29 protein-coding genes and 5 tRNA genes are annotated in these 24,596 nt (G+C 49.1%); 23 read left to right on the forward strand and 11 right to left on the reverse strand.

Annotation, left to right across the window (positions count from 1 at the left end; genetic code table 11):
- The first annotated feature begins 117 nt into the window (after positions 1-117).
- Complete coding sequence (gene hgcC, locus X794_RS05900; RefSeq protein ID WP_011309778.1) at positions 118-366, forward strand: HgcAB-associated protein HgcC; 249 nt, start codon at positions 118-120, stop codon at positions 364-366.
- Positions 367-369: 3 nt separating this feature from the next.
- On the forward strand, positions 370-1,206 hold the full coding sequence (locus X794_RS05905) for an arsenite methyltransferase (RefSeq protein ID WP_011309779.1): 837 nt from the start codon (positions 370-372) through the stop codon (positions 1,204-1,206).
- Here the strand turns inward: X794_RS05905 and tilS are convergent.
- Genes tilS through X794_RS05930 form a run of 5 tightly spaced genes read right to left on the reverse strand, consistent with a single transcriptional unit; the run spans position 1,203 to position 6,379 of the window.
- Positions 1,203-2,633, reverse strand: coding sequence for a tRNA lysidine(34) synthetase TilS (tilS, locus tag X794_RS05910; protein WP_012034165.1), 1,431 nt, complete (start codon positions 2,631-2,633; stop codon positions 1,203-1,205). The two genes, X794_RS05905 and tilS, sit on opposite strands and share 4 nt — an antisense overlap.
- 42 nt (positions 2,634-2,675) lie before the next feature.
- Entirely contained in the window at positions 2,676-3,299 is a 624-nt protein-coding gene (locus tag X794_RS05915) for a histidine phosphatase family protein (RefSeq protein WP_011309781.1), read from the reverse strand.
- A 2-nt stretch (positions 3,300-3,301) separates the two neighbouring features.
- Complete coding sequence (locus X794_RS05920) at positions 3,302-4,480, reverse strand: M48 family metallopeptidase (RefSeq protein WP_034376253.1); 1,179 nt, start codon at positions 4,478-4,480, stop codon at positions 3,302-3,304.
- Positions 4,480-5,124 (reverse strand): TIGR03936 family radical SAM-associated protein, encoded by a 645-nt coding sequence (locus tag X794_RS05925; RefSeq protein WP_012034168.1) that lies wholly within the window; start codon positions 5,122-5,124, stop codon positions 4,480-4,482. The genes X794_RS05920 and X794_RS05925 overlap by 1 nt, the downstream gene beginning before the upstream one ends.
- The gene (locus tag X794_RS05930; RefSeq protein WP_034376252.1) at positions 5,105-6,379 is read right to left on the reverse strand and encodes an HlyC/CorC family transporter; all 1,275 of its coding nucleotides are present in this window, start codon (positions 6,377-6,379) and stop codon (positions 5,105-5,107) included. The genes X794_RS05925 and X794_RS05930 overlap by 20 nt, the downstream gene beginning before the upstream one ends.
- A gap of 117 nt (positions 6,380-6,496) precedes the next feature.
- Here X794_RS05930 and tsaD point away from each other — a divergent pair, with 117 nt between their 5' ends.
- The 3 genes from tsaD to groL all read left to right on the forward strand — a co-directional run bounded on the left by tsaD (position 6,497) and on the right by groL (position 9,907).
- Positions 6,497-7,477 (forward strand): tRNA (adenosine(37)-N6)-threonylcarbamoyltransferase complex transferase subunit TsaD, encoded by a 981-nt coding sequence (gene tsaD / locus X794_RS05935; RefSeq protein WP_011309785.1) that lies wholly within the window; start codon positions 6,497-6,499, stop codon positions 7,475-7,477.
- Between the two features lie 492 nt (positions 7,478-7,969).
- The gene (locus tag X794_RS05940) at positions 7,970-8,266 is read left to right on the forward strand and encodes a co-chaperone GroES (protein WP_011309786.1); all 297 of its coding nucleotides are present in this window, start codon (positions 7,970-7,972) and stop codon (positions 8,264-8,266) included.
- Positions 8,267-8,293: 27 nt separating this feature from the next.
- Positions 8,294-9,907 (forward strand): chaperonin GroEL, encoded by a 1,614-nt coding sequence (groL, locus tag X794_RS05945; RefSeq protein ID WP_011309787.1) that lies wholly within the window; start codon positions 8,294-8,296, stop codon positions 9,905-9,907.
- Positions 9,908-9,994: 87 nt separating this feature from the next.
- Here the strand turns inward: groL and X794_RS05950 are convergent, their stop codons facing one another.
- Positions 9,995-11,254 carry a M16 family metallopeptidase gene (locus X794_RS05950; RefSeq protein ID WP_041344577.1) on the reverse strand — a complete coding sequence of 420 codons (1,260 nt, stop codon included), beginning with the start codon at positions 11,252-11,254 and terminating at the stop codon, positions 9,995-9,997.
- A 112-nt stretch (positions 11,255-11,366) separates the two neighbouring features.
- Here X794_RS05950 and hypA point away from each other — a divergent pair, with 112 nt between their 5' ends.
- The 12 genes from hypA to X794_RS06010 all read left to right on the forward strand — a co-directional run bounded on the left by hypA (position 11,367) and on the right by X794_RS06010 (position 18,555).
- A complete protein-coding gene (gene hypA / locus X794_RS05955; RefSeq protein WP_011309789.1) occupies positions 11,367-11,726 on the forward strand; it encodes a hydrogenase maturation nickel metallochaperone HypA in 360 nt (119 codons plus the stop codon).
- On the forward strand, positions 11,707-12,360 hold the full coding sequence (hypB, locus tag X794_RS05960; RefSeq protein ID WP_011309790.1) for a hydrogenase nickel incorporation protein HypB: 654 nt from the start codon (positions 11,707-11,709) through the stop codon (positions 12,358-12,360). The genes hypA and hypB overlap by 20 nt, the downstream gene beginning before the upstream one ends.
- Positions 12,361-14,652, forward strand: coding sequence for a carbamoyltransferase HypF (gene hypF, locus X794_RS05965; protein WP_034376248.1), 2,292 nt, complete (start codon positions 12,361-12,363; stop codon positions 14,650-14,652).
- Entirely contained in the window at positions 14,652-14,867 is a 216-nt protein-coding gene (locus tag X794_RS05970) for a HypC/HybG/HupF family hydrogenase formation chaperone (RefSeq protein ID WP_011309792.1), read from the forward strand. The genes hypF and X794_RS05970 overlap by 1 nt, the downstream gene beginning before the upstream one ends.
- A 3-nt stretch (positions 14,868-14,870) precedes the next feature.
- Positions 14,871-15,965 (forward strand): hydrogenase formation protein HypD, encoded by a 1,095-nt coding sequence (gene hypD / locus X794_RS05975; protein ID WP_011309793.1) that lies wholly within the window; start codon positions 14,871-14,873, stop codon positions 15,963-15,965.
- Positions 15,958-16,965: a hydrogenase expression/formation protein HypE gene (gene hypE / locus X794_RS05980; RefSeq protein ID WP_041344578.1), complete on the forward strand. Its 1,008-nt coding sequence runs from the start codon at positions 15,958-15,960 to the stop codon at positions 16,963-16,965. The genes hypD and hypE overlap by 8 nt, the downstream gene beginning before the upstream one ends.
- 162 nt (positions 16,966-17,127) lie before the next feature.
- Complete coding sequence (locus X794_RS05985; protein WP_041344579.1) at positions 17,128-17,748, forward strand: TetR/AcrR family transcriptional regulator; 621 nt, start codon at positions 17,128-17,130, stop codon at positions 17,746-17,748.
- A 9-nt stretch (positions 17,749-17,757) separates the two neighbouring features.
- Positions 17,758-18,081 carry a hypothetical protein gene (locus X794_RS05990; protein ID WP_011309796.1) on the forward strand — a complete coding sequence of 108 codons (324 nt, stop codon included), beginning with the start codon at positions 17,758-17,760 and terminating at the stop codon, positions 18,079-18,081.
- 105 nt (positions 18,082-18,186) lie between these two features.
- A tRNA-Trp gene (locus X794_RS05995) sits at positions 18,187-18,263 on the forward strand.
- A gap of 5 nt (positions 18,264-18,268) precedes the next feature.
- Positions 18,269-18,355: transfer RNA gene (locus X794_RS06000), tRNA-Leu, on the forward strand.
- A 13-nt stretch (positions 18,356-18,368) separates the two neighbouring features.
- Positions 18,369-18,443 (forward strand) — tRNA-Gly (locus X794_RS06005).
- A 37-nt stretch (positions 18,444-18,480) separates the two neighbouring features.
- Positions 18,481-18,555 (forward strand) — tRNA-Cys (locus X794_RS06010).
- A gap of 456 nt (positions 18,556-19,011) precedes the next feature.
- On the opposite strand, the gene X794_RS06015 is transcribed toward X794_RS06010, so the two are convergent.
- A complete protein-coding gene (locus X794_RS06015; protein ID WP_015407243.1) occupies positions 19,012-19,428 on the reverse strand; it encodes a hypothetical protein in 417 nt (138 codons plus the stop codon).
- 65 nt (positions 19,429-19,493) lie between these two features.
- On the opposite strand from X794_RS06015, the gene X794_RS06020 reads away from it, so the two are divergent.
- From X794_RS06020 to X794_RS07455, 3 genes are all read left to right on the forward strand, one after another.
- Positions 19,494-19,578, forward strand: a tRNA-Leu gene (locus tag X794_RS06020).
- Between the two features lie 15 nt (positions 19,579-19,593).
- Positions 19,594-19,740 (forward strand): glycerol-3-phosphate acyltransferase, encoded by a 147-nt coding sequence (locus tag X794_RS07450; RefSeq protein WP_226988229.1) that lies wholly within the window; start codon positions 19,594-19,596, stop codon positions 19,738-19,740.
- Positions 19,741-19,918: 178 nt separating this feature from the next.
- Positions 19,919-20,152 (forward strand): hypothetical protein, encoded by a 234-nt coding sequence (locus tag X794_RS07455; RefSeq protein ID WP_011309799.1) that lies wholly within the window; start codon positions 19,919-19,921, stop codon positions 20,150-20,152.
- 52 nt (positions 20,153-20,204) lie between these two features.
- On the opposite strand, the gene X794_RS06035 is transcribed toward X794_RS07455, so the two are convergent.
- The 3 genes from X794_RS06035 to X794_RS06045 all read right to left on the reverse strand — a co-directional run bounded on the left by X794_RS06035 (position 20,205) and on the right by X794_RS06045 (position 21,628).
- Complete coding sequence (locus X794_RS06035) at positions 20,205-20,618, reverse strand: helix-turn-helix domain-containing protein (RefSeq protein WP_011309800.1); 414 nt, start codon at positions 20,616-20,618, stop codon at positions 20,205-20,207.
- 167 nt (positions 20,619-20,785) lie between these two features.
- Positions 20,786-20,926, reverse strand: coding sequence for a DUF5679 domain-containing protein (locus X794_RS07390; RefSeq protein ID WP_012034180.1), 141 nt, complete (start codon positions 20,924-20,926; stop codon positions 20,786-20,788).
- Between the two features lie 90 nt (positions 20,927-21,016).
- On the reverse strand, positions 21,017-21,628 hold the full coding sequence (locus tag X794_RS06045) for a MarC family protein (protein ID WP_041344580.1): 612 nt from the start codon (positions 21,626-21,628) through the stop codon (positions 21,017-21,019).
- Positions 21,629-21,742: 114 nt separating this feature from the next.
- On the opposite strand from X794_RS06045, the gene X794_RS06050 reads away from it, so the two are divergent.
- Entirely contained in the window at positions 21,743-22,189 is a 447-nt protein-coding gene (locus tag X794_RS06050) for an SRPBCC family protein (protein WP_012034181.1), read from the forward strand.
- A gap of 4 nt (positions 22,190-22,193) precedes the next feature.
- Here X794_RS06050 and X794_RS06055 read toward each other — a convergent pair whose 3' ends face one another.
- Complete coding sequence (locus tag X794_RS06055; RefSeq protein ID WP_011309804.1) at positions 22,194-23,171, reverse strand: hypothetical protein; 978 nt, start codon at positions 23,169-23,171, stop codon at positions 22,194-22,196.
- A gap of 188 nt (positions 23,172-23,359) precedes the next feature.
- Here X794_RS06055 and X794_RS06060 point away from each other — a divergent pair, with 188 nt between their 5' ends.
- The gene (locus tag X794_RS06060; RefSeq protein ID WP_011309805.1) at positions 23,360-23,761 is read left to right on the forward strand and encodes a gamma-glutamylcyclotransferase family protein; all 402 of its coding nucleotides are present in this window, start codon (positions 23,360-23,362) and stop codon (positions 23,759-23,761) included.
- Positions 23,762-23,935: 174 nt separating this feature from the next.
- Positions 23,936-24,592 (forward strand): 50S ribosomal protein L25/general stress protein Ctc, encoded by a 657-nt coding sequence (locus X794_RS06065; RefSeq protein ID WP_015407247.1) that lies wholly within the window; start codon positions 23,936-23,938, stop codon positions 24,590-24,592.
- The last annotated feature ends 4 nt before the right edge of the window (positions 24,593-24,596 follow it).

Genomic DNA, 24,596 nt, shown 5'->3' on the forward strand with positions numbered 1-24,596 from the left:
ATACGTCTAAATAAAACTCTAAAAAGCAGTGGCCCCCGTTATATTATTTGACAGAAAAAACCAATTGGAGTATTATTCAGTATATTCTGATTTTACTGATTTACTAGTGAGGCAAATATGGAAGAAAAGTGCTGTTGCGGGATAGATGCCATCTTAAGCATAGACGCCCGTGGTCAGCTGGTACTCCCAAAGGAAATCCGCACCAAACTGGATATCCAGCCGGGAGACAAACTGGCGGCCATTACCCAGCATTCAGGTGGAAAACCCTGTTGCCTGCTACTCATAAAAGCAGACGAGTTTTCGGAACTGGCCAAAGAAATAGTCAGCCCCATTTTAAAAAACATGACAGTTGCAGGAGGAGATTAACCCATGACAGACATCAAGAAACTGGTGCGTGATGAATACGGACAGATAGCCGAAAGAGCGGCTTCACCCGCCAGCGGTTGCAGTTGCTGCAGCAGCAGCTCTAATATGGCGGCAGAATCCAGCCTTCAGGCAGGCTACAGCCCTGAAGAAATAAACTCCGTCCCCGAAGGTGCCAACCTGGGATTGGGCTGCGGTAACCCTCTGGCGCTAGCCGAAATAAAAGAAGGTGAAACTGTACTGGATTTGGGGTCAGGCGGCGGTTTTGACTGTTTTCTGGCCAGCCCGCGGGTGGGTGAAAAAGGCAAAGTAATAGGTGTAGACATGACACCCCAAATGTTGTCTATAGCCAAACGCAACGCTTTTCAGGGTGGTTATACCAATGTGGAATTCATTCAGGGGGAGATTGAAAACCTGCCGCTTGAGGCAAACAGTATAGACCTTATTATCTCCAACTGCGTTATAAATCTGTCACCGGACAAGCCTGCAGTCTTCAAGGAAGCCATGCGGGTACTCAAGCCGGGAGGTCGGATAGTCATTTCGGATATTGTGCTGGAAGGAGACCTGCCAGACGAAGTCCGCAAATCTGCCGCCGCCTATGTGAGTTGCATTGCCGGAGCAGAACAGATGTATGATTATCTGGATATTATCAATGATGCCGGTTTTGTTGACATAACATTACTATCCAAAGAAACCTACGGCTCAGACAGCTGTGGTGACGAGGGTTGCGGCTGTAGTTGCAGCTGTTCAGATGAATCCTGCCACAGCCACCAAGATGCCGAAACCAACGAACTAGACGGTTTAATCAGCAGTTTAAGGCTCAAGGCCTACAAACCGCTTTAACCCAACAGCCTGAATTCCACCCGAAGCACCCGGCGGGTATTTTCATCTACCTTGGCGGATTCGCCAATACGGTAACCCACCAGCCAGAGTATTTCCTTGCTGGATATAAGCAGGGGTACTCTGGCCCGCCAGTTTCGGGGAATCTTATTGTCTATCATAAATTCCTTCAGGCTCTTGGCGTCTTCCATACCCAGCGGCTGAAACTGGTCACCCTCGGCGCGGGTACGAACTATCAGGTCAGTCCCGGCTTTATCCATATCCAGATAGGCTACCAGACTGCTTTCACTTAAATCCAGACCTATCGGCGAAGGCAGTATTTCAGTTTTTACTACCCAGCCGTCCAGAAAAGTTTCCGTCCCCACTCCCAGCCTGTATTCCCCCTGACAAGGCGGGTATGGACAGAGTTCGTCAATCCCCCAGCCCAGCAAATAATGTTCATAATCTACCTGAAAAACCAGCTTATATGGCAGGTCTATCCGCCGCCCGGCAGGCTTATCCATGGTCTGGACAATGTTCTCTATGTGACGGGCTTCTATATCCTTCAACCCGCCCAGCAGTTCTTCCATCATCTGGCGTAAAAGGTTTCGCTTAAGTGCCGGATGAAGCCGCTGCATCTCTATTTTTTCAATCATAAGCACATCGTCTTGGCGGATTACCAATTCGGCTTTCATCTGGGATGTAACCTCATCCAGCAGAGCCATTTCCTCACCCGCAATAAAAGCAGTACGGAGTATAGTTTCCTCAAAGGCGGGGTTAATTGTCTTTAACAGAGGCAATACCTCAAGGCGTATTCGGTTTCGCAGAGGTTCTGTGCTCAGGTTCGTAATATCCTGTCTGGGCAAAAGCCCAGCTTCGCGGCAGTACACTTGAGTTTCTGCCCGGCCAAGACACAGTAAAGGGCGGATTACCCTTAGACAGCCTGCACCGGCTATGGTTCGGTTTAAAACCGGCCTGAGTCCTTGAAGTCCGCGGGTTCCGCTACCCCTAACAAGGTGGAGCATAACGGTTTCAATATTGTCGTCCAGGGTATGTCCTACCGCTACTGCTGCTGAACCGAATTCGGCCGCGGTTCGGCAGAGAAAAGCGTAACGCATTTCGCGGGCGGCTTCTTCCAGTGACAGGTGGTGTTCAGCCTGATAAGCCTTGACACTGACTTTCTGCTGGCAAAGGGGTAATCCCAAAGCACTTGCCAGTTCGGTTACATAGGCGGCATCACGGTCAGATTCTTCTGCCCGCAGACCGTGATTCAGATGTGCCAGCCGCAAACTGAAACCCATTTCCCTGCTTAGTTTATGCATTATGTAAAGCATACAAACGGAGTCAGGTCCGCCGGAAACTGCCAGCAATATTTCGTCGCCGGCTGAAACCAGTCCCTGTTTTTTTATATATTTACTTACCCGTTCTGTTAAAATCTCGGTATTGTCCAAGGGTATATTACCGCCTTTTAAAACTTATTCAACAAGATATTTTCAAATACAACGGCTGTCCTGGTGAAAGCCATTTTCATTAAAAAGTGCCAGATAAGCTTGGTTGCCCTTAAACTCTATCAGACTTAGACTGCCGATGTGAAGCCTGAAATTGCCCATTTTTTCCAAAGGCAAATCAAGCACCTTGCAAATAATGGAGAGTATCACGAAATAATGACAGACCACGGCCACATTCTGGTCAGGATGGTCTGCGGCTATTTTGGTGATAACCCGCCATGCGCGGGTCTGAACATCGGTAAGGGATTCGCCGCCGGGAATGCGGGGCAAGCCGCCCTCAGGATGGGGTTCGGTAAACAGCTCTGTAACCTTCATATTGGTACTGCCCATGTCAACACCTTCAAACTCGCCTGCCTCTATCTCCCTGAGGTCAGGTGCGGTATTGATGGCAAGACCGTGCTCAAGTGCAATCACTTCGGCGGTTACTTTTGCCCGGCTAAGAGGGCTGGCATATATGGCAGACAGTTTTTCATCTTTGAGCCGAAGTGCCAGACTACGGGTCTGGCGAAGGCCGTTTTCATTAAGGGGGGTATCACTCAACCCGCCCTGCAAACGGCGCTTATTATTCCAGTCCGTTTCTCCATGCCGAATCAAGTATATTCTGGTCATGTCTAGCCTCTGTCCACACTCCGGCGTTTTTCAAATTCGTCCGCCAGATGGATTCTTTGGGTATAGCTGGGATGATCTTGCGTCAGCCGCTCCAGCCAGTTTGAGGGTTCGGCTTCAGCCAGATTCTGGTTAACCAGACGGGTCATAGCCGTCCGAAAGGCAGACGGGTTTTGACTGATATTCAGGGCAAATTCATCTGCCTGCTTTTCTAATTTACGGGTAAAAAGGCTGAGCACTGGTGAAATACCTATTAACAAAACCGCCAATATACCCCCCAGTAAAGGCAATCCGGCCGGGTCAGAAAGCCCGCTATATTCCATAGCATTGCTTAGATAGCTGAAAATAGCCCCCACCACCGCTAGGACTCCGAATAAAACCGCTGCCTGAAGGGAAAAAAGACGCAACATATCATTATGCTGCTGGTGGGCAATCTCGTGGTACATGATAACCTCTATCTCAGGTATGGAGTAACGGTCTACCATGGTATCGCTCAAAACTATCCGCCGGGTACGCCCCAAACCCATCAGGGCGGCGTTGGCGGCCGTTCCGCGGGCACTCAGCTCTATAATATATATCCCCCTGACAAATACGCCTATACGCCGGCAAAGCTCTGTAAGGCTGGTTTTCAGTTCCCCATCGTCAAGGGGTTTCATGGGGTAGAACAGAGGTATCAGCCAGATAGGGGCAATAAAAGTCATGCCCATGCTTACCGCCAGAAATCCCAGCCAGACCAGCAACCACCAGATATCCGGCCAGGCACCCATAACGGCATAAACCGCCGCTACCAGAAGCACACCCATCACCAGCGTAATTAAAAAAGACTTGGCAGCATCCGCAAAAAATGTCTGCCGGGTCTGGCTCAAAACCCCATAGCGTTTGCCCAGAACATACCCGGTGTAATAACCAAACGGCAGGCTGAATATTTCATAAACAAACGCAAGCAACAAAAAATAGATACCGGCTGACCAAACCGGGGGCAACCCCAGATGGCTGGTAAGCTCGGAAGACAGACCGCTAAAGATTAAAAATGATGCCGCTATGGCAATAATACCCGTTTGAATATAAGCAAACCGGCGTTGAAGCCGGCTGTAGTCTCTGGCTTTTTGCTGGCGTTCCGTATCCAGCCCAAGGGGAGAGTTCAAAGTATCTTCGGGGGGAAGAGCCAGTTCACCTTCAGGCATCAGGCCTCCAGAACAAGCCGTATACGCTCCACTGACAGGGGAAATTCGGAAATACCCAAAGCTTTGGTTATCTGTTCAGGGCGGCCTGCCCCTTTGCTGTCGCACTGGAGAAGCATCCGCAGGCAGAGCATATCATCAGCCAGAGCCAGCACTTCCAGTTCAGCTACCTGAGCACGCAAATCATATTCTTTAACCTTGTCCTGACGCTGCAACTGCCAGACAAGGCTGTCTTTGGCCATAAAGTCATCTACCACCTGCCGGCACTCCGAAAGGGACATTGAAGTCCGCACCGTTACAACGTACTCGGCCTGACGCACCAGTGCCTGAAGTGAATCCTGTTCAAGGGGTACAACACAGCTTTGGAGTATCTTGATGCCCTCCGGCAGCTGGCGGTTTATCAAATCTTCAAAATAATGGGGACTGAGAGCGCCAGAAGTATACAAATCCATAAATTCAGCCCGGCTGGTATACCCCACCGGCAAGGGTGATGCCAAAGCCATGCGCGGGTGAGGGTTAAACCCTTCTGAATAGGCGGGTTCTACTCCGGCCCGGTAAAAGGTCCTTTGCCACAGGCGTATTATGTCAAGGTGAGAAATAAACTTCAGGTTTTCTCCCCTTTGGTATTTAATTCTTAGACGCTGCACGTTTTTCCTTTGTTATCAGGACTTCATCAATCTTCATACCCTTCATACGGGTAATCACCACTTTGAGATTCTGCAGTTTTATTTGCTGACCCTGCTTGGGTATATATCCCAAACGATCCAGTATCAATCCGGCAATAGTCTCATAATCACCTTCGGGTAAGTCCAAATCCATTTCAACATTAGCTTCTTCTATCCGCATACTACCGTCTACCTGAAAGGTGTACTCATTAATAGACTCGTAATCTTTTTCAGCATCCGCCAGCTCATCACCTACCGGTCCGACTATCTCTTCCATCAGGCGGGAAAGACTTACAATACCAGCTGTGCCGCCGTATTCATCTATAACTACACACATGCGGAAGTTCTTTTCCCGCATCTCATTAAAAAGCTTGCCGATTGGCTTGGTTTCAGGGGCAAAATAGGCCGGCCGCATCAAATCGTCAACCGAATCCTGCGGGGTATGAGTACCCTTGGCCAGTGCCATCAGCACATCTTTAATGGATAATATGCCCAGTACATTATCCATATTTTCTTCGTATACAGGGAAACGTGACATGGGAGACTCGGCATATAAATCCAGAAAATCTTTCAGGGTCGAGCCTTTTTCCACGCTCTCCACTTCCGGTCTGGGAACTATCACTTCCCGTACCGGCCGGTCAGAAAACTCAAATACTTTATGCAGAAGCTCGGCCTTATCTTCTTCAACCGTGCCCTCTTTATGGCCTACGGTTATCATGGCCCGGATATCGTCTTCGGCCACCAGAGAACTCTTGAGCGAAGGGCCGCCGAACAACTTGGTAAAACCAGAGGATATCCAGCCGAGCAAAGCCACCACAGGTGCAAATATTTTAGAAATTATTTCTACAACAGGGGCTACCGAAAGGGCTATTTTTTCAGAATGCTGGGTAGCCAAAGTTTTGGGTGTAGTTTCGCCGAAAACCAGCAATATTATAGTAACCCCGGCAGTGGCAATAAGAACGCCTGTTTCATTGCCCCATACCGAAACCGCCAGAACAGTACCCAGAGCGGAAGCGGCCGTATTTACAAAATTGTTGCCCAGCAATACGGTAGAAAGAAATTTTTCAGGCCTTTCCATTAATTTGGAGACTTTGTCAGCTCCTTTTACCTTGCTTTGAACCATGTTTTGCAGGCGGAAACGCTGCAGTGAGATAAAAGCAGTTTCAGAGCTGGCAAAAAAGGCGGAAAAAACAACACACAGAACGAAGAGTATAAGGTACCATGTCTCGGTACTCATTTTGAAGAAAACCTCACTAACCTAGGCTACAAAGCCTGGATATTTATAATAACATTGACCTATATGGGTGTCAAAGGGTTTAGCCCTTGACATTGTCTATGATATAATCCTGTTTATATGAAAATACTGGGTATTGAAAGCTCCTGTGACGAAACTGCGGCCTCCGTGGTGGAAGATGGGGTAAATATTCTCTCCAACCGGATATCTTCACAGATAGATATCCACTCCCGTTACGGCGGAGTAGTCCCCGAAGTGGCTTCCCGCCAGCACCTGCTTTCCATATTGCCGGTTATTAAAGACGCACTGGAGGAAGCCCGCACTGGTCTTGATGAGATTTCCGCCATAGCCATAACCAATGGACCCGGGCTGGCAGGCTCTCTGATAGTGGGGGTAAATGCCGCCAAGGCCATAGCCGCTGCCCGCCGTATACCTCTGGTAGCGGTAAACCACCTGCACGGCCATATCTACGCAAACTGGCTTTTCGGCAAAATACCGGAGTTCCCCTGCCTGTGTCTGACTGTTTCAGGCGGGCATACGGACTTGGTGCTGATGAGCGGACACGGGCAGTACCAACTGCTGGGACGCACCCGTGATGATGCCGCCGGAGAAGCCTTTGACAAAGCCGCCAGAATACTGGGATTAAGCTATCCGGGCGGACCAGCCATAGACAGAGCCTCCCAGGATGGCCAGGCTGTACTTGATTTGCCCCGTTCATGGATACCAGGCAGTCATGACTTCAGTTTCAGCGGGCTAAAAACAGCCCTTCTCAGGCTGGTGGAAAGCGGTGAAGTTTGTTCGGTAAATGATGCCGCCGCCAGCTTTCAAAAAGCAGTGGTAGACGTGCTGGTAACCAAAACCATAAACTGCGCCCAGGAATATAATGTGAAGCAGATACTTCTGGCAGGCGGAGTAGCTGCCAATAATCTGTTGCGTAAACAGCTAAGTGAAAAATCCTCCCTGCCGGTTTCCATACCGCCGATGGGGCTTTGCACCGACAATGCCGCCGTAATAGCCTCCTGCGGCTATTTCCGCTTTATATCCGGCAAGCAAGACGGGCTGGATATGGATGTATTGCCGGCACTGTCAGTTACTTCCTGAAGTGATTGACAATCTTTTTTTGGCAAATAAAAAAGGAACCCGTTTCCGAGCTCCCTTTTACAACCTGTACAGTATTTGAGGCGGCCTGTACAGTTTTCAAAGACCATCCAGATCTTCATTAACTGTAACCATTGTAGACCAGTATCAAAGATCTTACTATCGTACTTATTACGTAAATTGACTGCGCATTTATGCTTAGTACTTTAATATACTATCGTATATTTTTAAGCCGGGAGGTACTTTTCAGTCTCTGTTAAACCCTGCTATCTGACTATCCCAAGACCATATAGAGAGTTTATACCCTTGGTTGATATAGCTATATTTATTTTTGCAGCTATATTTCTTCTTATTTTACCCTAAATACCTGTAATTATCTCTGTATACAGTTGCAGGTAACCTTTCAGTACTGTATTATATTGCTGTTAGCAGTCTCGTACTGAGACTGCTAAAAAATTGCCGCATAAATATAGTTAAATATTAAAAGGAGGAATAATGGCAATTAGATTCGAACCCCTGCACAACATGGTACTCATCCAGCCCCAGGAAAAACAGGATATGAGCAAAGGCGGTATCATCATACCTGACGCCGCTCAGGAAAAATCCCAGGAAGGCTTGATTGTAGCCGTGGGCCCCGGCCGTCTGGATAAAGATGGCAAGCGCGAAACCATGAGCATCAAAGTTGGAGAGAAGGTTCTTTTCCCCAAATTCGGTGGTGTTGAACTTAAATCTGGCGGCGTGGAATATATCATCATGCCCGAGAGCCAGATCATGGCTAAAATCGTAGGCTAAATTTTTTAACGAATATTAGGAGGTATAATGGCTAAGCAGATTATATTTGGCGAAAAAGTCAGGGTCTCCCTTAAAAAGGGTGTTGACACTCTGGCAAATACAGTAAGAGTAACCCTTGGCCCTAAAGGTCATCCCGTAGCCCTTGAGCGGAAATGGGGCGCACCCACTGTTATAGATGACGGTGTAACCATTGCCCGTGATATTGAACTGCCCGATGCTTTCGAGAATATGGGCGCCCAGCTGGTCAAAGAGGCCGCTACCCGCACCAGCGATGCCGCCGGTGACGGTACCACCACCTCTATCGTACTGGCTCAGGCCATTATCAACGAAGCCTTCAAGAATATTGCCGCCGGTGCCGAACCCATCAACCTGAAACGCGGTATTGAAAAGGCTGTTGCCGCCCTAAAGGCCCAGCTCCGCAAGAATTCCACCCCCGTCAAGGGCAAACAGCAGATTGTTCAGGTTGCTACCATTACCGGTAAAGACCCTGAAATCGGTAACCTGATTGCTGACGTTATGGACAAAGTCGGCAAAGACGGCGTTATCACTATTGAAGAATCCCGTGGCCTGCGTTATGAAACCAGCTATGTAGAAGGTATGCAGTTTGACCGCGGTTATATCAGTGCCTACTTCGTAACTGACCCCGGCCGCATGGAATCCGTCATGGAAGATGCCACCATTCTTATGACTGACCGCAAGATTGAAACCGTTGCCGAGCTTCTGCCCGCTCTGGAAAAAATCCTGCAGATTTCAAAGAATCTGGTCATCGTAGCTGAAAACGTTGAAGCTGAAGCTCTGGCTACTCTGGTAGTCAACAAGCTGCGCGGCAACTTAAACATCTTGGCTGTCAAAGCCCCCGGCTATGGCGACCGCCAGAAGGCCATGCTGGAAGATATGGCTATCCTGACCGGTGGTCATGTAATCAGCAAGGAAGCCGGCCGCAAGCTGGATTCCGTAACCGAAGCTGACCTTGGTCATGCCCGCAGGATTGTTTCCAATAAAGACAAGACCACCATCATTGACGGCGAAGGCTCTGCCGAAGCTATCAAGGATCGCATCAAGCAGATTAAGGCCCAGATTGAAGAAACCGAATCTGCCTTTGACCGCGAAAAACTGCAGGAACGCCAGGCTGCTCTGGTCGGCGGCGTAGCCGTTATCGCCGTAGGCGCTGCTACCGAAACCGAAATGAAAGAACGCAAAGCCCGCGTTGAAGATGCTCTGGCTGCCACCCGTGCCGCCATTGAAGAAGGCATCCTGCCCGGCGGCGGCACCGGCCTCTTGAATGCCCTGCCCTGCCTTGATGCCCTGAAACTGGAAGGCGACGAAGCCACCGGTGTCAATATCGTCCGCAAGGCTCTTATTGAACCCGTCCGCTGGATTGCCACCAACGCCGGCAAAGACGGCAACGTCATTGTTGACAAGGTCAAGAACTCACCCGTCGGCCATGGTTACAACGCTGAGAATGATGTCTTCGGCGATATGGCTGAAATGGGTATCATTGACCCCACCATGGTTGTCCGCTCCGCCCTTGAGAACGCCGCTTCTATTGCCAACATGGTTCTCATCACCGACTCACTGGTAGCTGACATCCAGGAAAAAGCCCCTGCCGCCCCCGGCCCTGAAGCCGCAGGTATGTACTAAGACCCAAACGGGTTAAACAGAAAAGGGCGAGACTTCGGTCTCGCCCTTTTCTTTACTCAAAACTATATTTATAAATAGATACGTTGTCTAGTCTTTCAGTAAACAGCTCACCTTTTCTTTATCAATCTGCCCCACCAGAGCCAGCCGCATCTCAGGTTTCCTGAAATACTCCCCTGCCAGTTCCATTACGCTTGTCAGGGTCACCCCGTCTATCAGGCGGATAACATCTTCATGGGTGTTTACCCTTCGGCATAACAATTCCTGAGAGCCTATCCATTTGGCCATATAGCGGCTGTCTTCCATAGCCAGCTGAATCCGCCCCTTGGACATTTCCTTAGCCTTTGTCAACTCTTCTGCGGTTATAGTTGTCTTGGCGGCTTCCATCTCCGAAAGTATAGCCTCTATGCAGGCCGTCAGATTTGCGGGGTCTACAGCGGCAAATATGGAAAAAGCCCCTGTATCATGCAGGAACTCCGTACCGGACTGGACAGAATAAGCCAAACCCAGATTATCCCTGACATGGGCAAAGAGACGGCTACTCATGCCGTCACCCAGTATGGTATTTAGTATACTGAAAGCATAACGGCGGTTATCCAGCCGGTTCATACCCGGCATTGCCAGCATCAGGTTAATCTGCTCTGCATCCCTTTTGTCTACCCCTACCGGACAGGGGTTGCCGGAATGATAAGGTTCAAAAGTCTGAACTATATTCTGACCGCCCAAACCGCTGAAGGCCTGACTGATAGCCGAAACCGCGGGTGAGTGCTTTATATCTCCGGCTACTGCCACCACTACATTGGCCGGGTTATAATGGCAATGCATGAAACTAAGTAGTCTCTGCCTGTCCAGACCTGCCACACTCTGGCGGCTGCCGGCTATATCCCTGCCCAAAGGGTGATTCGGCCAGAGTATTTCATCAATCAACAGACCTACCCGGTGGGAAGGGTTGTCCATGCTCATGCTTATCTCTTCGTAGACAACCTTGCGTTCTTTCTCAAGGTCTTCAGGATCAAACACAGGGGTTACCAGCATATCCGAAAGCACATCCAGTGCCAGAGCAAATTTGTCACTGCCCACTTTGGCGTAGTAAAGGGTGGACTCACGGTCGGTAGCCGCATTCAAAATACCACCCACCCCCTCTATGGCGCTGGAAATAAGCTGGGAATTGGGGTACTTGGCACTCCCTCTAAATACCATGTGCTCTATAAAATGGCTGGCGCCGGCTTCACAGTCTTTTTCATAACGTGAACCCACCCCTATATATATGCAAATGGTAACCGAACGGCTGGCAGGCATGTGGTGGCTTATCACCCGAAGGCCGCTTGGCAAAACACTTAATTCATACAAATAAACACCTCGCTTCTTTTTGAATAATAAACATGGTCTCAAAGGGTGTCAAATGGAACCGGTGGATTAGACACCTAACCATGTCTGCTTTATAATTAAACAAGGCGGAAAAATGCACGAACTGTCAATAACCGAAGAACTGCTTAAAACCATTGTAGCCAAGGCAGAGGAAGCCAAAGCCCGAAACGTCAGCCGGATAAATCTGGTTATCGGCGAATATGCGGGCGTGGTGGAAGACAGTGTAAAAATGTGTTTTGAGATACTCAGTCAGGATACAATAGCCAATGGGGCAGTTCTGGAATTCAGCCGTATACCTGCCAAGTTCCGTTGTCGCCTGTGCGGCCATACCTTCCCTTCCGGCCAAAATTTACTTGTCTGCCCGGAGTGTCAGGGCTGGAATGCCGAAGTGATAGCCGGCAACGAATTTTTTATTGAAAGCATTGAGGTAGATGATGAAAGTCAAAGTTCTTAAAAATATAACCGATATGAATGACCAGCTGGCCACCCGAAACAAGCATATGTTTGCCGACAAAGGCATACTGGTTATAAATGTCATGTCTTCGCCCGGTGCCGGCAAAACCAGTCTGCTTTTAAAGACTATCGAGCTGCTGGGGAATGATGCCCGGGTGGGTGTGATAGAGGGTGATATTGCCTCAAGCGTAGATGCCGAAAAGATAGCCGCAACCGGCTCGCAGGCTATCCAGATAAATACAGATGGGGGTTGTCACCTTGACGCCAACATGGTTGCAACCGCCGCAGACGGGCTGGAACTGGACAAACTGGATATCATTTTTATTGAAAACGTGGGTAATTTGGTCTGCCCGGCCGGTTTCCAGCTGGGTGAAGCCAAAAGGGTAGTTCTGGCATCCGTGCCGGAGGGTGATGATAAACCAACCAAATACCCCTTTATGTTCAGAGATACAGACGTAATAGTCATAACCAAAATGGATTACCTGCCCCTCAGTGATTTCAATATGGAATCCTTCCGCAAAACAGTGCTGGGTCTCAACCCGGACGTCAAAATAATTGAGCTTTCAGTAAGGAATGGACAAGGGCTGGACGAATGGATAGCCTGGCTGAAAAGCAACCTTTTACAGAGGCAATAAATGCCCGCACCTAAACAAACCAAACGGTTTGCCTTCACACTTAGCGGTGTTGTCCAAGGGGTGGGTTTCCGCCCGTTTGTTTACCAGCTGGCCGCCAAACACCGCTTAGCCGGCTGGGTCAGAAATACCTCCGCCGGAGTGGAGATTGAGGCAGAAGGTGCAAGGCAGGCACTGAACGCCTTTTCAGAAGAATTGACCAGTCTTAATCCGCCTCAGTCAGTTATAAAAACATTCAAACAGACTGAAATACCTTTAACAGGCGAAGAAGGGTTTGAAATCAAACCCAGCCAGAGTCTTGCAGGCCGCTTTCAGCTGGTCTCACCGGATATAGCCACCTGCACCGAGTGCCAAAAGGATATCTTTGCTCCCCGAAACCGCCGTTACCGCTACCCCTTTACCAACTGTACCAACTGCGGACCCCGTTTTACTATCATCGAAGATATACCCTATGACAGACCCCTGACCACCATGAAGAACTTTAAAATGTGCCCTGACTGTCAGGCCGAATATGACAACCCTTTGAACCGCCGTTTTCATGCCCAGCCGAATGCCTGTCCGATATGCGGCCCCCGCCTCTGGCTGGCCGACAAAACCGGTACAGAGCTTTCAAATACCGATACCATAGCAGAAGCCGCAAAACTGCTTCAAGACGGTCAAATTTTAGCTATACGGGGCCTGGGAGGCTTTCTGCTGGCCGCCGACGCTACCAATCCACAGGCCGTAGCCACCCTTAGAAACCGCAAGCACCGCCCTTCAAAACCCTTTGCGGTTATGCTGGCAAATCTGGAAGAAGCCCGAAAATACTGTTCCATATCCAAAGAAGAAGAAAACCTCATGGTTTCACCCGCCGCACCCATAGTCCTTTGCAGGTGGAACAAAGAAAGCCCCGTTTGCCCTGAAACTGCCCCCGGTCAAAATTATCTAGGCATTATGCTCTCTTACACCCCTCTCCACCATTTACTTCTTAAGGAAATAAACAAACCCCTTGTCATGACCAGCGGCAATCTGAGTGAAGAGCCCATTGCCAAAGACAATGACGAAGCCCTGAAAAGGCTCTGCAATATCGCGGATTATTTTCTGCTCCACAACCGTCCCATCTACTCCCGTTATGATGACAGCGTGGTCATGTATGAAGCAGGCGAAAAGAGGGTGCTCAGACGGGCCAGAGGCTACGCCCCTTACCCTGTCCAGACCCATTTCAAGGGCAAGGAAGTACTGGCCATGGGGCCGCAGGAAAAGAACACTTTCTGCCTGCTGAAAGACGGTTACGCCTTTGTCAGCCAGCATATAGGGGACATGCAAAACCCGGAAACACTGGACAGCTTTGAAGAAACGCTGGCGGTGTACTTGAAACTGTTCCGCTCAAAACCTGAAATAATAGCCGCCGACCTGCACCCCGGTTACATCGCCACCGCTCTGGCAGAAGAATGGTCTGACAGGCTTGACATACCTCTGGTCAAAGTCCAGCACCACCATGCCCATATTGCATCCTGTCTGGCTGAACACGGCTGTGACGATGAGGTTATAGGGGTGGCTCTGGACGGCACGGGTTATGGTCTGGACGGGAATATCTGGGGCGGGGAATTTTTCTGCGGAGGTATAAAACAGGGATTTAGCCGCCAAGCCCATCTAGAATATTTGCCGCTCCCCGGAGGCGAAGCCGCCATCAAAAAGCCTTACCGCACAGCGGTGTCATATGTCTATACCCTGCTGGGAGAAGAAGGCTTGGGCTTTTTTAAAGATATAGACCCGGAAAAACTGGATATTATAAAAAGCCAGCTCAACAAAAAACTGAATTCCCCGCTCACTTCCAGTACCGGCAGGCTGTTTGATGCGGTTGCCGCCCTGTGCGGAATCTGCCGGGTGGCCAACTATGACTCACAGCCGGCCATAGAGCTGGAAGCCGAGGCAAAAGATACTGAATTTGCCCAGTTCTACCCCTTTGAGTTAGACTTAGACAAGGGCATTTACCTGATTCGGCTGAAAGGCATACTGGAAGGTGTGCTTTCGAACATCAAATCAGGCAAAACAGCCGCTTATATATCGGTAAAATTTCACAATACTGTCAGCCAAATAGTTCTGGACACCTGCCGCAAGCTTTCAGCCGAAAGCGGGCTTACAAAAGTAGCTCTTTCAGGCGGGGTTTTCCAGAACAGACGGCTTTTCCGGCAGGTGATACAACAGCTGGAAACAGAGGGGTTTAAAGTGCTTACCCACAAGGAAATCCCCTCTAATGACGGCTGTATATCACTGGGTCAGGCGGTAATAGCCGCCAACCAAGGAGGATTATAATGTGCCTTGCAGTCCCTGCCAAAATAATATCCCTTGAAGACAGCGTGGCGGAAGTGGATCTGAACGGAACCACTTATAAAGCCAGCGTCATGCTTACCCCTGAAGCCAAAGTGGGTGATTACGTACTGCTCCACACCGGCTATGCCATACAGGTAATAGACGAAAAAGACGCTCTGGAAACTCTGGAAATATTCAAACAGATGGAGATGCTTTAGCCTGTGAATTTCATAGAGGAATTCCGAAACAGCCAGTCAGGGCGTACCCTGCTGGAATACATAAATAAACGTTCCACCAAGCCTGCCCGCTTTATGGAGTTTTGCGGAGGGCATACCGTAGCCATTTTCCGTTACGGCATCCGCCAGCTGCTGCCGCCCCATATTGAAATGCTGTCAGGACCGGGCTGTCCTGTCTGTGTAACCTCTACTGCCGATCTGGACAAAGTCATAGCCCTGTCCAGACTGACCGGGGTCATCATCTGCTCATTCGGTGATCTTTTGCGGGTTCCCTCCAGCCGCCAAAGCCTGCTGGAAGTGCGGGCGGAAGGGGCAGACGTACGTATTGTTTACTCTACCATGGACGCACTGGAGATAGCCCGCCAAAACCCTGCCAAAAAGGTTATCTTTGTGGGTATAGGCTTTGAAACCACCGCCCCCACCATTGCCGCTTCGGTAATTCAGGCGCGTAATCAAGGGCTTGATAATTATTATGTAATGTCGCTCCATAAAATAACCCCTCCCGTCATGCGGGCTATACTGGACGCGGGTGAAACCCGTCTTTCGGGCATAATCTGCCCCGGACATGTTTCTTCCATTACCGGCAGTAACGCCTGGGAGTTTATCCCCAAAGACTACCATCTGGCCTGTGCCGTTTCCGGTTTTGAAAGCCTGGACATACTCTACTGTGTCAAGTCACTGGTAGACCAAGTGGAGGACAAAACTCCCCGTCTGGATGTCAGCTATTCACGGGCAGTCAAACCCGAAGGCAACCTTGCCGCCCTGAAGATTATGGACGAAGTATTTGATATCTGCCCGGCCAACTGGCGCGGCATAGGTATTTTGCCCGAAAGCGGTCTCTGCCTGAAACCAGAATTTGCCGCTTTTGATGCTGAGAAAAACTTTGAAATAAAACTCTCCGAACCCAGCCGCGAAACACCCGGCTGTTTGTGCGGCGAGATTATTAAGGGCACCCGGACACCGCTGGAATGCAAGCTGTTTTCAAAGGTTTGCACCCCGGAAAATCCGGTCGGGCCGTGCATGGTCTCCTCTGAGGGCACTTGTGCCGCCTATTACCATTACGGAGGCAAACTTGGATAAAACTAAGATATTACTGGCCCATGGTTCGGGCGGACGCCTGACCCATGACCTTATTTCCAAATACCTTGTCCAATCCCTGTCAAACCCGCTTTTAAACAAGCTGGACGACGCGGCTGTTTTTAAAACCGGGGGCAATATGGCTTTTACCACCGACAGTTACGTGGTAAGCCCCATTTTCTTTCCCGGCGGCAATATAGGCAAACTGGCAGTCTGCGGTACGGTAAACGACCTGTCTGTCATGGGGGCTGTCCCCAAATACCTCAGCCTGTCATTTATCATTGAGGAAGGGCTGGACATAACCGTTCTGGAGGAAATCATACAATCCATTGCCGCTGCCGCTAAAGAAGCCGGGGTAGAAATAGTGACCGGAGACACCAAGGTAGTCAATATCGGCAAAGCCGACAAGATATTTATAAATACGGCCGGGGTAGGCTTCATACCCGAAGAGCTGGATATATCCGGTTCCAACGCCCAGCCGGGTGATGCGGTAATTGTATCCGGCACTATGGGCGACCATGGTATTGCCATTATGGCTCAGCGTGAAGGACTGAACTTTAAAATAGCAGTTGAAAGTGACTGTGCTCCTTTAAACGGGCTGATAGCCGATATGCTTAAAGCCTGCCCCCGAATACACGTCATGCGTGACCCCACCAGAGGCGGGCTGGCCACCACCCTTAACGAAATAGCCGCCCAATCACAGGTAGGTATAGAGCTTGACGAAGAGTCCATACCTGTCAAACCGGCAGTGGGCGGTGCCTGCGATGCGCTGGGGCTTGACCCGCTGTATGTAGCCAATGAAGGCAAGCTGATAGCTATCCTGCCTGAGGAATTCGCACCAAAAGTACTTTCGGCTATGAAAGCCCATCCGTACGGAGTAGACAGTGCCGTTATCGGGCGGGTCACTGCCAAAAACCCGTCACGGGTCAGCATCCGCACCCCGCTGGGGGCACTTCGGATACTGGACATGCAAAGCGGCGAGCTCTTGCCCCGCATCTGCTAGCATAACCGGACAAGCATTGACACAGGCTGGACAGCTATTCTGCCCGGCCTGTTTTATTTTCCACCATCCGCATTATTATTTAAAACATATTGACAGCGCATCTTTATACACTATAATATCAGAGATATTGAATGAATGTTCAATGAATTTTAAAGGAACACCATGCCAGAAACAATTAAAGCAGATAACCGCAAAATGCAGGCTGAAAAACGCCGCCGTGAGATACTGGACGCTGCCCTTAAAATATTTGCCGAACAAGGCTATCAGGGGGCAACCATAAGCCAGATATCCGAAACCGCCGGAACTTCGCTGGAACTGCTTTACCATTACTTTCCCAACAAAAAAGCCCTTATGGAGGCGGTAATAGCCGAAAACAGCTTCCTGCCCATGCTAAAAAACATACTGGGCAAACCCGGCAACCAAAACATACAGACTGTCTTAACTAAATTGTGTCTGGAATTTTACCGCCTGCTTGAAAACAAAAAAGAACTGGTAAGCGTGTTTTTACGGGAGGGAACCAGCAACCCGACGGTGCGGCAGGTATGGTTCGGTATGCTCGCCCAAGGGGCTCTTTCCTTTAAAATATTTCTCGACCAATATGTGGAACGGGGAGTGCTGAAAGCCCACTCCACTGATATTTCCGCCCGCAGCCTCATGTCGGCAACCGTTATGCTTTACCTGACTAATGAAGCCTTTGGAGAAGGGTTTGCCAAACCGGCGGAATTCATAACCCAGATGGTAGCCAACCAGCTTAGCGGTATAGAAATTCGCCAAAAAGAATAGGAGAATAAAATGAAACTGGAACGCAAACACGGCATCGGTATTATGGCTCTTAGTTGCCTTATTCTTACCGGAGCGGTACTGATATTTATATCCGTACCGGATTGGGGTAATTTTATCGGTTCATACTTTCAGGGAGTGAACCCAGATGAGTATTCCCCGCAGGTCGCGCCTTTGCTAAGCACATGGAAAAGCCTTTTCAGCCCGCTGCTTGCCCAGGTAGGCGGTTATATGAAGGCAGCCGGCATCTTCGGGGGTTGCGCCTTAAGTATTATGGGACTGATAGCCATGTTTGTGGGTATCAACATCGTCCGTCAGAGTGCAAAATCCATTTAATAACTCTTTGACAAGTAATACCGAATAAAAGCTAAATTGCCCCCAGGCGGAGTTGACTTTGGGGGCAATTTAGTAGTAAGATACTTCTCTAGATTTTTACAGTTTAGGAGTGTAGCTCAGTCCGGTAGAGCAGCGGTCTCCAAAACCGCCGGTCGAGGGTTCGAATCCTTCCACTCCTGCCATACTGGCCGAGATGGTGGAATGGCAGACACGCTAGCTTGAGGGGCTAGTGAGTGATGAGCTCGTGGGAGTTCAAATCTCCCTCTCGGCACCAATAAGTTATAGGGGCGGAAGTAGTTCAGCGGTAGAATGCCTCCTTGCCAAGGAGGAGGTCGCGAGTTCGAATCTCGTCTTCCGCTCCAAAATCATTTAGCTGGCGTAAAATCTAGTCTTTGGCTGGGCGACGTAGCCAAGTGGCAAGGCAGGGGTCTGCAAAACCCCTATTCAGCGGTTCGAATCCGCTCGTCGCCTCCAAAACTCCTTCGTCACTCATCAATTTTCTTTTGAACTTTGTCTTACCTTGAAAATCTTTATTTACCAACCCTGCATTAACCGTCATTACCTTCACTTATATTTTGTTTCAACACAGTTTAATATCCTAAGGGGATATCTATTAATCTAAACTGGGGTTGAACATGGCAAAATATCAACAAATCCAAACTTTACCGAACATTCCCTGCACCAAAAAACTTTCACCGAGAGTGCCTCCCGACGGCATAATATAGCTGGATAAACGCAAGCAAAATATTCTGCTAATCTATCTATCTGCCTATTTGAAATCGGGTAGCGTCCAGCAGGGCGTGCCAAAACAGACCCGTGTCACTTAGTTTATATTTCAAACCGGACACAGGCGTATATTTCCGAAGGAACAGGCTATTGCCCCAAAATCCGCTTTTGAAAACAGCCGAGGAAATTTATAGCTTTTTGCCGTTAAACCCTGCGGCGAATTGATTTCAGGCGATAACCCAGCAAAGCCAGCAAAGGAACAGATATAAAAAATGACATAAACAGCCAGTCCGAGTTCTGGTTAAGGTGGGTAACTTCAGCCAGCCCCAGAGTTAATACCCCTCCCAAAACAGCCCCCAACCCGCCAATTCTGGCAGAACCGGAGTAAGCCGTTTTATAACGCAGCCAGACCATAGACAGGCAAAGACCTAACGGATAACCCAGTACTATTCCCAGAATAGCCCCACCCAAAGCCGCAAAACCGGCTGAATCAGAGCCTATGACAAACACTGCCAGCCTGCTCAGCATAACCGCACCCGCAAGCCCACCCCCAAGCATGATAACAAATGCCAGTACATGTTTAAGAAAACCCGGGGCTGCAAATATATTTTTTAATTTCATTATTCCAGTATAGCTTTTTTCCTTGAAAGAAGCACCGCAAGACGCTAAAATGGCGTTACTAATTAGCCGGGGTGGCGGAATCGGCAGACGCAGCGGACTTAAAATCCGCCGGAGCAATCCTTGTGGGTTCGACCCCCACCCCCGGCACCACTTTGAGGCTGTCATATGCCTTTACTTTTTATCCTTCTAAGTTATCTGCTCGGAACTTTTCCTGCAGCCTATCTGGCCGTATACCTGAGCCAAACCGGAGATATCCGCCTGAAGGGTGACCGGAACATGGGCGCCCAGAATGCCTGCCGTTGCCTTGGCTGAGGCGGGGCACCCAGTTTCACTTTTGACCTTACCAAGGGTTCTTTGGCCATCATGCCGGCTCTGGCGGCTAGTCTGGATACCGGCTGGGTCATGGTTTGCAGGTTGGCTGTGATTATCGGACATAACTAGCCTGTCTGGCTGAGTTTCAGTGGAGGACGCGGGGAAGCAGCCGCCATAGGTGCTGGTAATTGCCACCCAGCCGATGCTTTTTATGGGCAGGCTGGGTCTGCTGGTGCTGATATTTACCTCCAGCGTTATTGCCGCATCTGCGGTTATGTTCAGACTTTTATGGCTGGCGGTCATGATTTACGGCCTGCCCGGCGGAGTTATCGCTTACAGCATCGGACTGCCGGTAGTAGTGGGGCTTACCCATTACATGCGCACCCTTAAAGGCCGCTCTCAAACCACATAAAAAAATCCGGGTTTAAACCCCGGATAATTTACATATTGCCACCATTGGAAACTCAGGACTTTTCTGTCCAGCCCAGTTTCTGCCAGAGCCGTTCAAACCAGCCCTGTTTAGGTGTGCTGTCAGGGGTATTCTCACCCGGTGCATTAAGCAGTTTAAGCTGACTCTCCATTTGTTTAATCTTTTCAGTAGCCGCTCCTAGCTGGGCAGCCAAAGCCAGATTTTTTTCATGAAGTTCACGGACTACATCCATAAACTGGATAGGGGTTTGGATAGTCTGCAGAGAAAGGTCTTCCTCGTCTTCCTTCTTCAGGTCAGAGGGAATTTCATAAATACGGTATTCCTCGCCAAAAGAGCCGGGAACCAGTTCTGCCTGTATCTTGCCGGACTTGATATAACGCCGAATGGTACGGGTGGAAACACCCAGTAAATCAGCGGCTTGGGCAATAGTCATACCTTCTTTAGTCATGGCTTGACAAGTGTAGGCAAAGATACAAGTTTTGTCAAGGGGTCAAAAAACTTTAGCCGAAAACTGTGTGACAGGCGAATTAAAATACCGCAGGCAAATAGCCGCAAATGGAAAAGCCGGGGATGTTATCCATACCCCCGGCTATTTCAACAAACAGACAAAAAACCTTATGCTTTGCCGATTTTGAACATCTTGGTTGCGCAATCGGGGCAAACACCCTGAGTGGCGGGACGGCCGTTCTTCATGGTGATCTGCTTGGTATTTTTCATTTCCTTCTTAGCGCGGCATTTCATACAATAACCCTGCATAGCCTACCTCCTATTAGATTTGTATAAACGATAAAACACTCTGAACGCAATGTCAAGCCTTTAGCAAACATTTTTTAGCTATATTTCAGTTTAGCCCCCTCCGGCAACCGCTCCAAGTATCTCTTCAAGGCGTAAACCTTTGATAATCATACTGATAGCAATAGCCGCCAGAAACAGGCTGAAAATCCGTGACATAGCTTTGAGACCACCCCGTCCCATGTAGTGAACAAACCATTCGCTGGACTTAAAAATGAGCCATGTTGCCAGCATATTCAGGGCAAAGGAAATTAGTACTATATACAGGGGAAATTGGTTTACCAGCAAAATCAGGGTAGTGATAGTGGCCGGCCCCATGGTAAGGGGAGTGCCGATGGGTACAACCGCCACCATTTCCTCTTTGATAACCTCTACCATATGCCCGCTGGTCATATAGCGTATGGCAAAAAGAAGCAGGATAAGACCGCCGGCAATGGCAAACGCCCCTACGGATATGCCCATCAGGTCCAGTACCAGCTTGCCCATGAAAAGAAACAACAGCCCCAGTAAAGAGGCGGTAATAACCGCAAGATTAACTACCTTTTTACGTTCTTCGGCAGTGGATTGGTCGGTAATGGATATTACAAACGGCAAATTACCCACTGCGTCCACCACGATAAACAGCGGCACAAAGGTCAGCAGAATATTATTCCAGAAATCACTCATATTTTAGTAAACCTCTACTCCAGAATGCTATGTCCTGACGGCATATTCTGTCAACAGATATTATTCTTATTGCCAGCAGGTTTATAATAGCTGGCAAAGGATGCGAGTAATTTTTTGATAAAATATTTTTTCAAAACTGTCTGGCACTTTGACGCCCCACCTGAAAAAGTCTGGGAGCTGATTAAAGATGCCCGCAGCATGCCGGAATGGTGGCCGGGAGTAAAACGTTTTGAAATACTGTCTAAAGAACGGGAACTGCAGCCGGGTTGCCTTATACAGGCTTCCGTAAAGGGGCTGACCGGAGACCTTAACTTTGAACTGGAAGTAAGCAAGGCAGTACCCTGCCATGAAATCGTAATGCTAAGCAGGGGAGACTTGATGGGGCAGGGAGTATGGACACTTACCCCTGACAATGGCAAGACCATCAGCACCTATATCTGGGAAGTAACCACCACCGGCAAACTGATGAATGCCATAGGTTCTGTCTGCAAGCCGGTATTTATCTGGAATCATAACAGGGTAATGACAGCCGGCTTTAAAGCCCTTAAAAAACGCCTCTAATAAATTACTTGGAGCTCAGAGACAAAGGCAGCAGATAAGTTTGACCGGGTTTGCGGTTAAGATATGACTTGGTGTATTCCTGGGGGAATGAATACACTATTTGAACCTTGGGGTGTTCCAGCCAGAAAAGGAAAACGCCCACCACCTGCGGTTTAGTGCCGAACGGCCCTATCACCATGTTGTAGGTGGTCTTTACTTCATCATAAATAGACTCAAGTATATTGCGGACTGCCCATGGGTTGTCCGCCGGAGCCTGCCGCACCTCCACCGAGGGCTGGGAAAGCAGGTACTCATTGTTTTTTTCAGCATACTTCAGGTATTCAAGGTTACTGTCCCGGGGAGCGGTTATAAGGGCAATGGTGCGGGTGGGATTAAACTGCTTCCAGACCGAAAGTGCCCGTTCGGGTTCAAAACCCAAGAAAAGCACCAGAACATTGTCTTTTTCCAGAGATATATTTCCGAAGTAATTTGTAACCGTACTTATCTGCTGGACACCCTGAGTCAAACGGGTGGGGGAGTAGGACTGGGTGGTATGAATCATACGGGGCAATCCCAGATTAGTCTCCGCTACCAGATAATGCAAAAGCCCCAGCAGATACACCTTGGTAAAACCAGAAATGTCCACGGTTATAAAAGGCTCTTCGGAATCTTTGGGTTTGCACCTGTGCCAGATACTTTTTAACTGACCAATACCGTCAACCGGATCTTCGCGCTGACAACGGATAACAAATAAACCCTCGGCTGTCTTCCGTGAGAGGATAGACTGTATTTTGGCAAGGTTAACTTCTACTAATTCTTCATGGCGGGGTTCTTCAATCACAAAGATAATGGAATATCGTGCCCGGAAATTCGGGCTCATCCGCTGGATAGAAGCTACACACCGTTCCTCAAAACTGGCGCAACAGATAAAAAGGTCATCCGGCCCGTATTCATTCAGACGGGTCAATACCTCTATCAAAATTGGTTCTTCAGCCGCCTTCATGGCTTCTCCAGACAAACCCGCATTTTGCCCAAATATAAACGGAATCAGTCCATAAGTCAAATTGCTCCAAAGCAGGCTACGGACACTACCGCCCAAATATCCCCCGTTATATCATTCATAACCCCCATTTAAAGCCCTTTAACAAACAGCTATAATGGTATAATCTAAATACCGGACAGGAGAGTGACATGCTGTATTTTGCATACGGACAGAGCCTCAGCCGAAAACAGATGAAGGAAATCTGCCCGGATGCCACCCCAAAACAGAGTGCCACGCTGGCTAACTACAGGCTGGTTTTTCTGGGTTATTCACGCAAGTGGCACGGGGCACTGGCCAGCATCAAACCTTCCCGCGGTGACAGGGCTAAAGGAGGACTTTACGAGATAAGCGAATCCGGACTGCGCAAACTGGACGCCCATGAGGAATATCCGGCTAACAGCGAACGGATAAAAGTAAATGTCCATAACGAAGACGGGAGTCTTTTGGAAGCCTTTACTCATACCCGCCGCCGCTCTGATGACGAGGCCAAACCCTCCGCCGAATACTTGACGGTAATCCAGCAAGCCTATCATGAATGGGGGCTTGTCTGACCCCTGGACAGCTTTTGACAGTTTTAAATCACTGTCAAGGGAAGGAATAAAATTAGCTTAGACAGCACATCATCTATCACCCGTTAACCTTTGACAAAGGAGTAACCAAAGCGATACCCGGATTTTCTCACAGCAACAGATAAACAGATTTATCTGATTTGAAGGAGGCACTAAATGACTGGTATCAGCCTGGCACTTAAACCCAGACAGGTTTTTGGCAACAAGAACAAACTCATCAGAGCCCAAGGGCTAACCCCTGTCCATATCTTCGGGCACGGACTGAAATCACTGGCACTTCAAGCCGACACACTGGAACTTGAATCAACCATCAACCGGGCCGGCAGTTCACATCTGGTGAATATCAAGCTGGACACAGACAAAAAAACCCGCAAAGTATTTATCCGTGAAATTCAGCGCAACCCTATAAAAGGTTACCTTGAGCATGTAGATTTTTACCAGATAAATCTGAAAGAAAAAGTAACGGCGGAAATACCCATCCACTTCAGCGGTGAATCATCCCTGCTCAAAGAAAAAGGACACAAACTGATAGCCCCCTTTACGCACCTTACTGTTGAAGCCCTGCCGGATGACCTTCCGCCAGAAATACATATTGACCTCTCCCAGTTTGACACTCTGGAGAAAGACCTTTACATAAAAGATATCATCCTGCCCGGCGGAGCCAAAATCCTGAACGAGGCTGACCTTCTGGTAGCCAAGGTAAGCGAAGTCCACCTCAAGGTAGAAACCACGGTGGCAGTCAACCCGGCTGAGGAATCTGTGGAGAAACCTGTAGCCCATATTGAAGAAAAAGAAAGCACTGAAAAGGAATAGTTAT

It is taken from the genome of Dehalococcoides mccartyi CG5 (assembly GCF_000830885.1).
Lineage (GTDB): Bacteria > Chloroflexota > Dehalococcoidia > Dehalococcoidales > Dehalococcoidaceae > Dehalococcoides > Dehalococcoides mccartyi_B.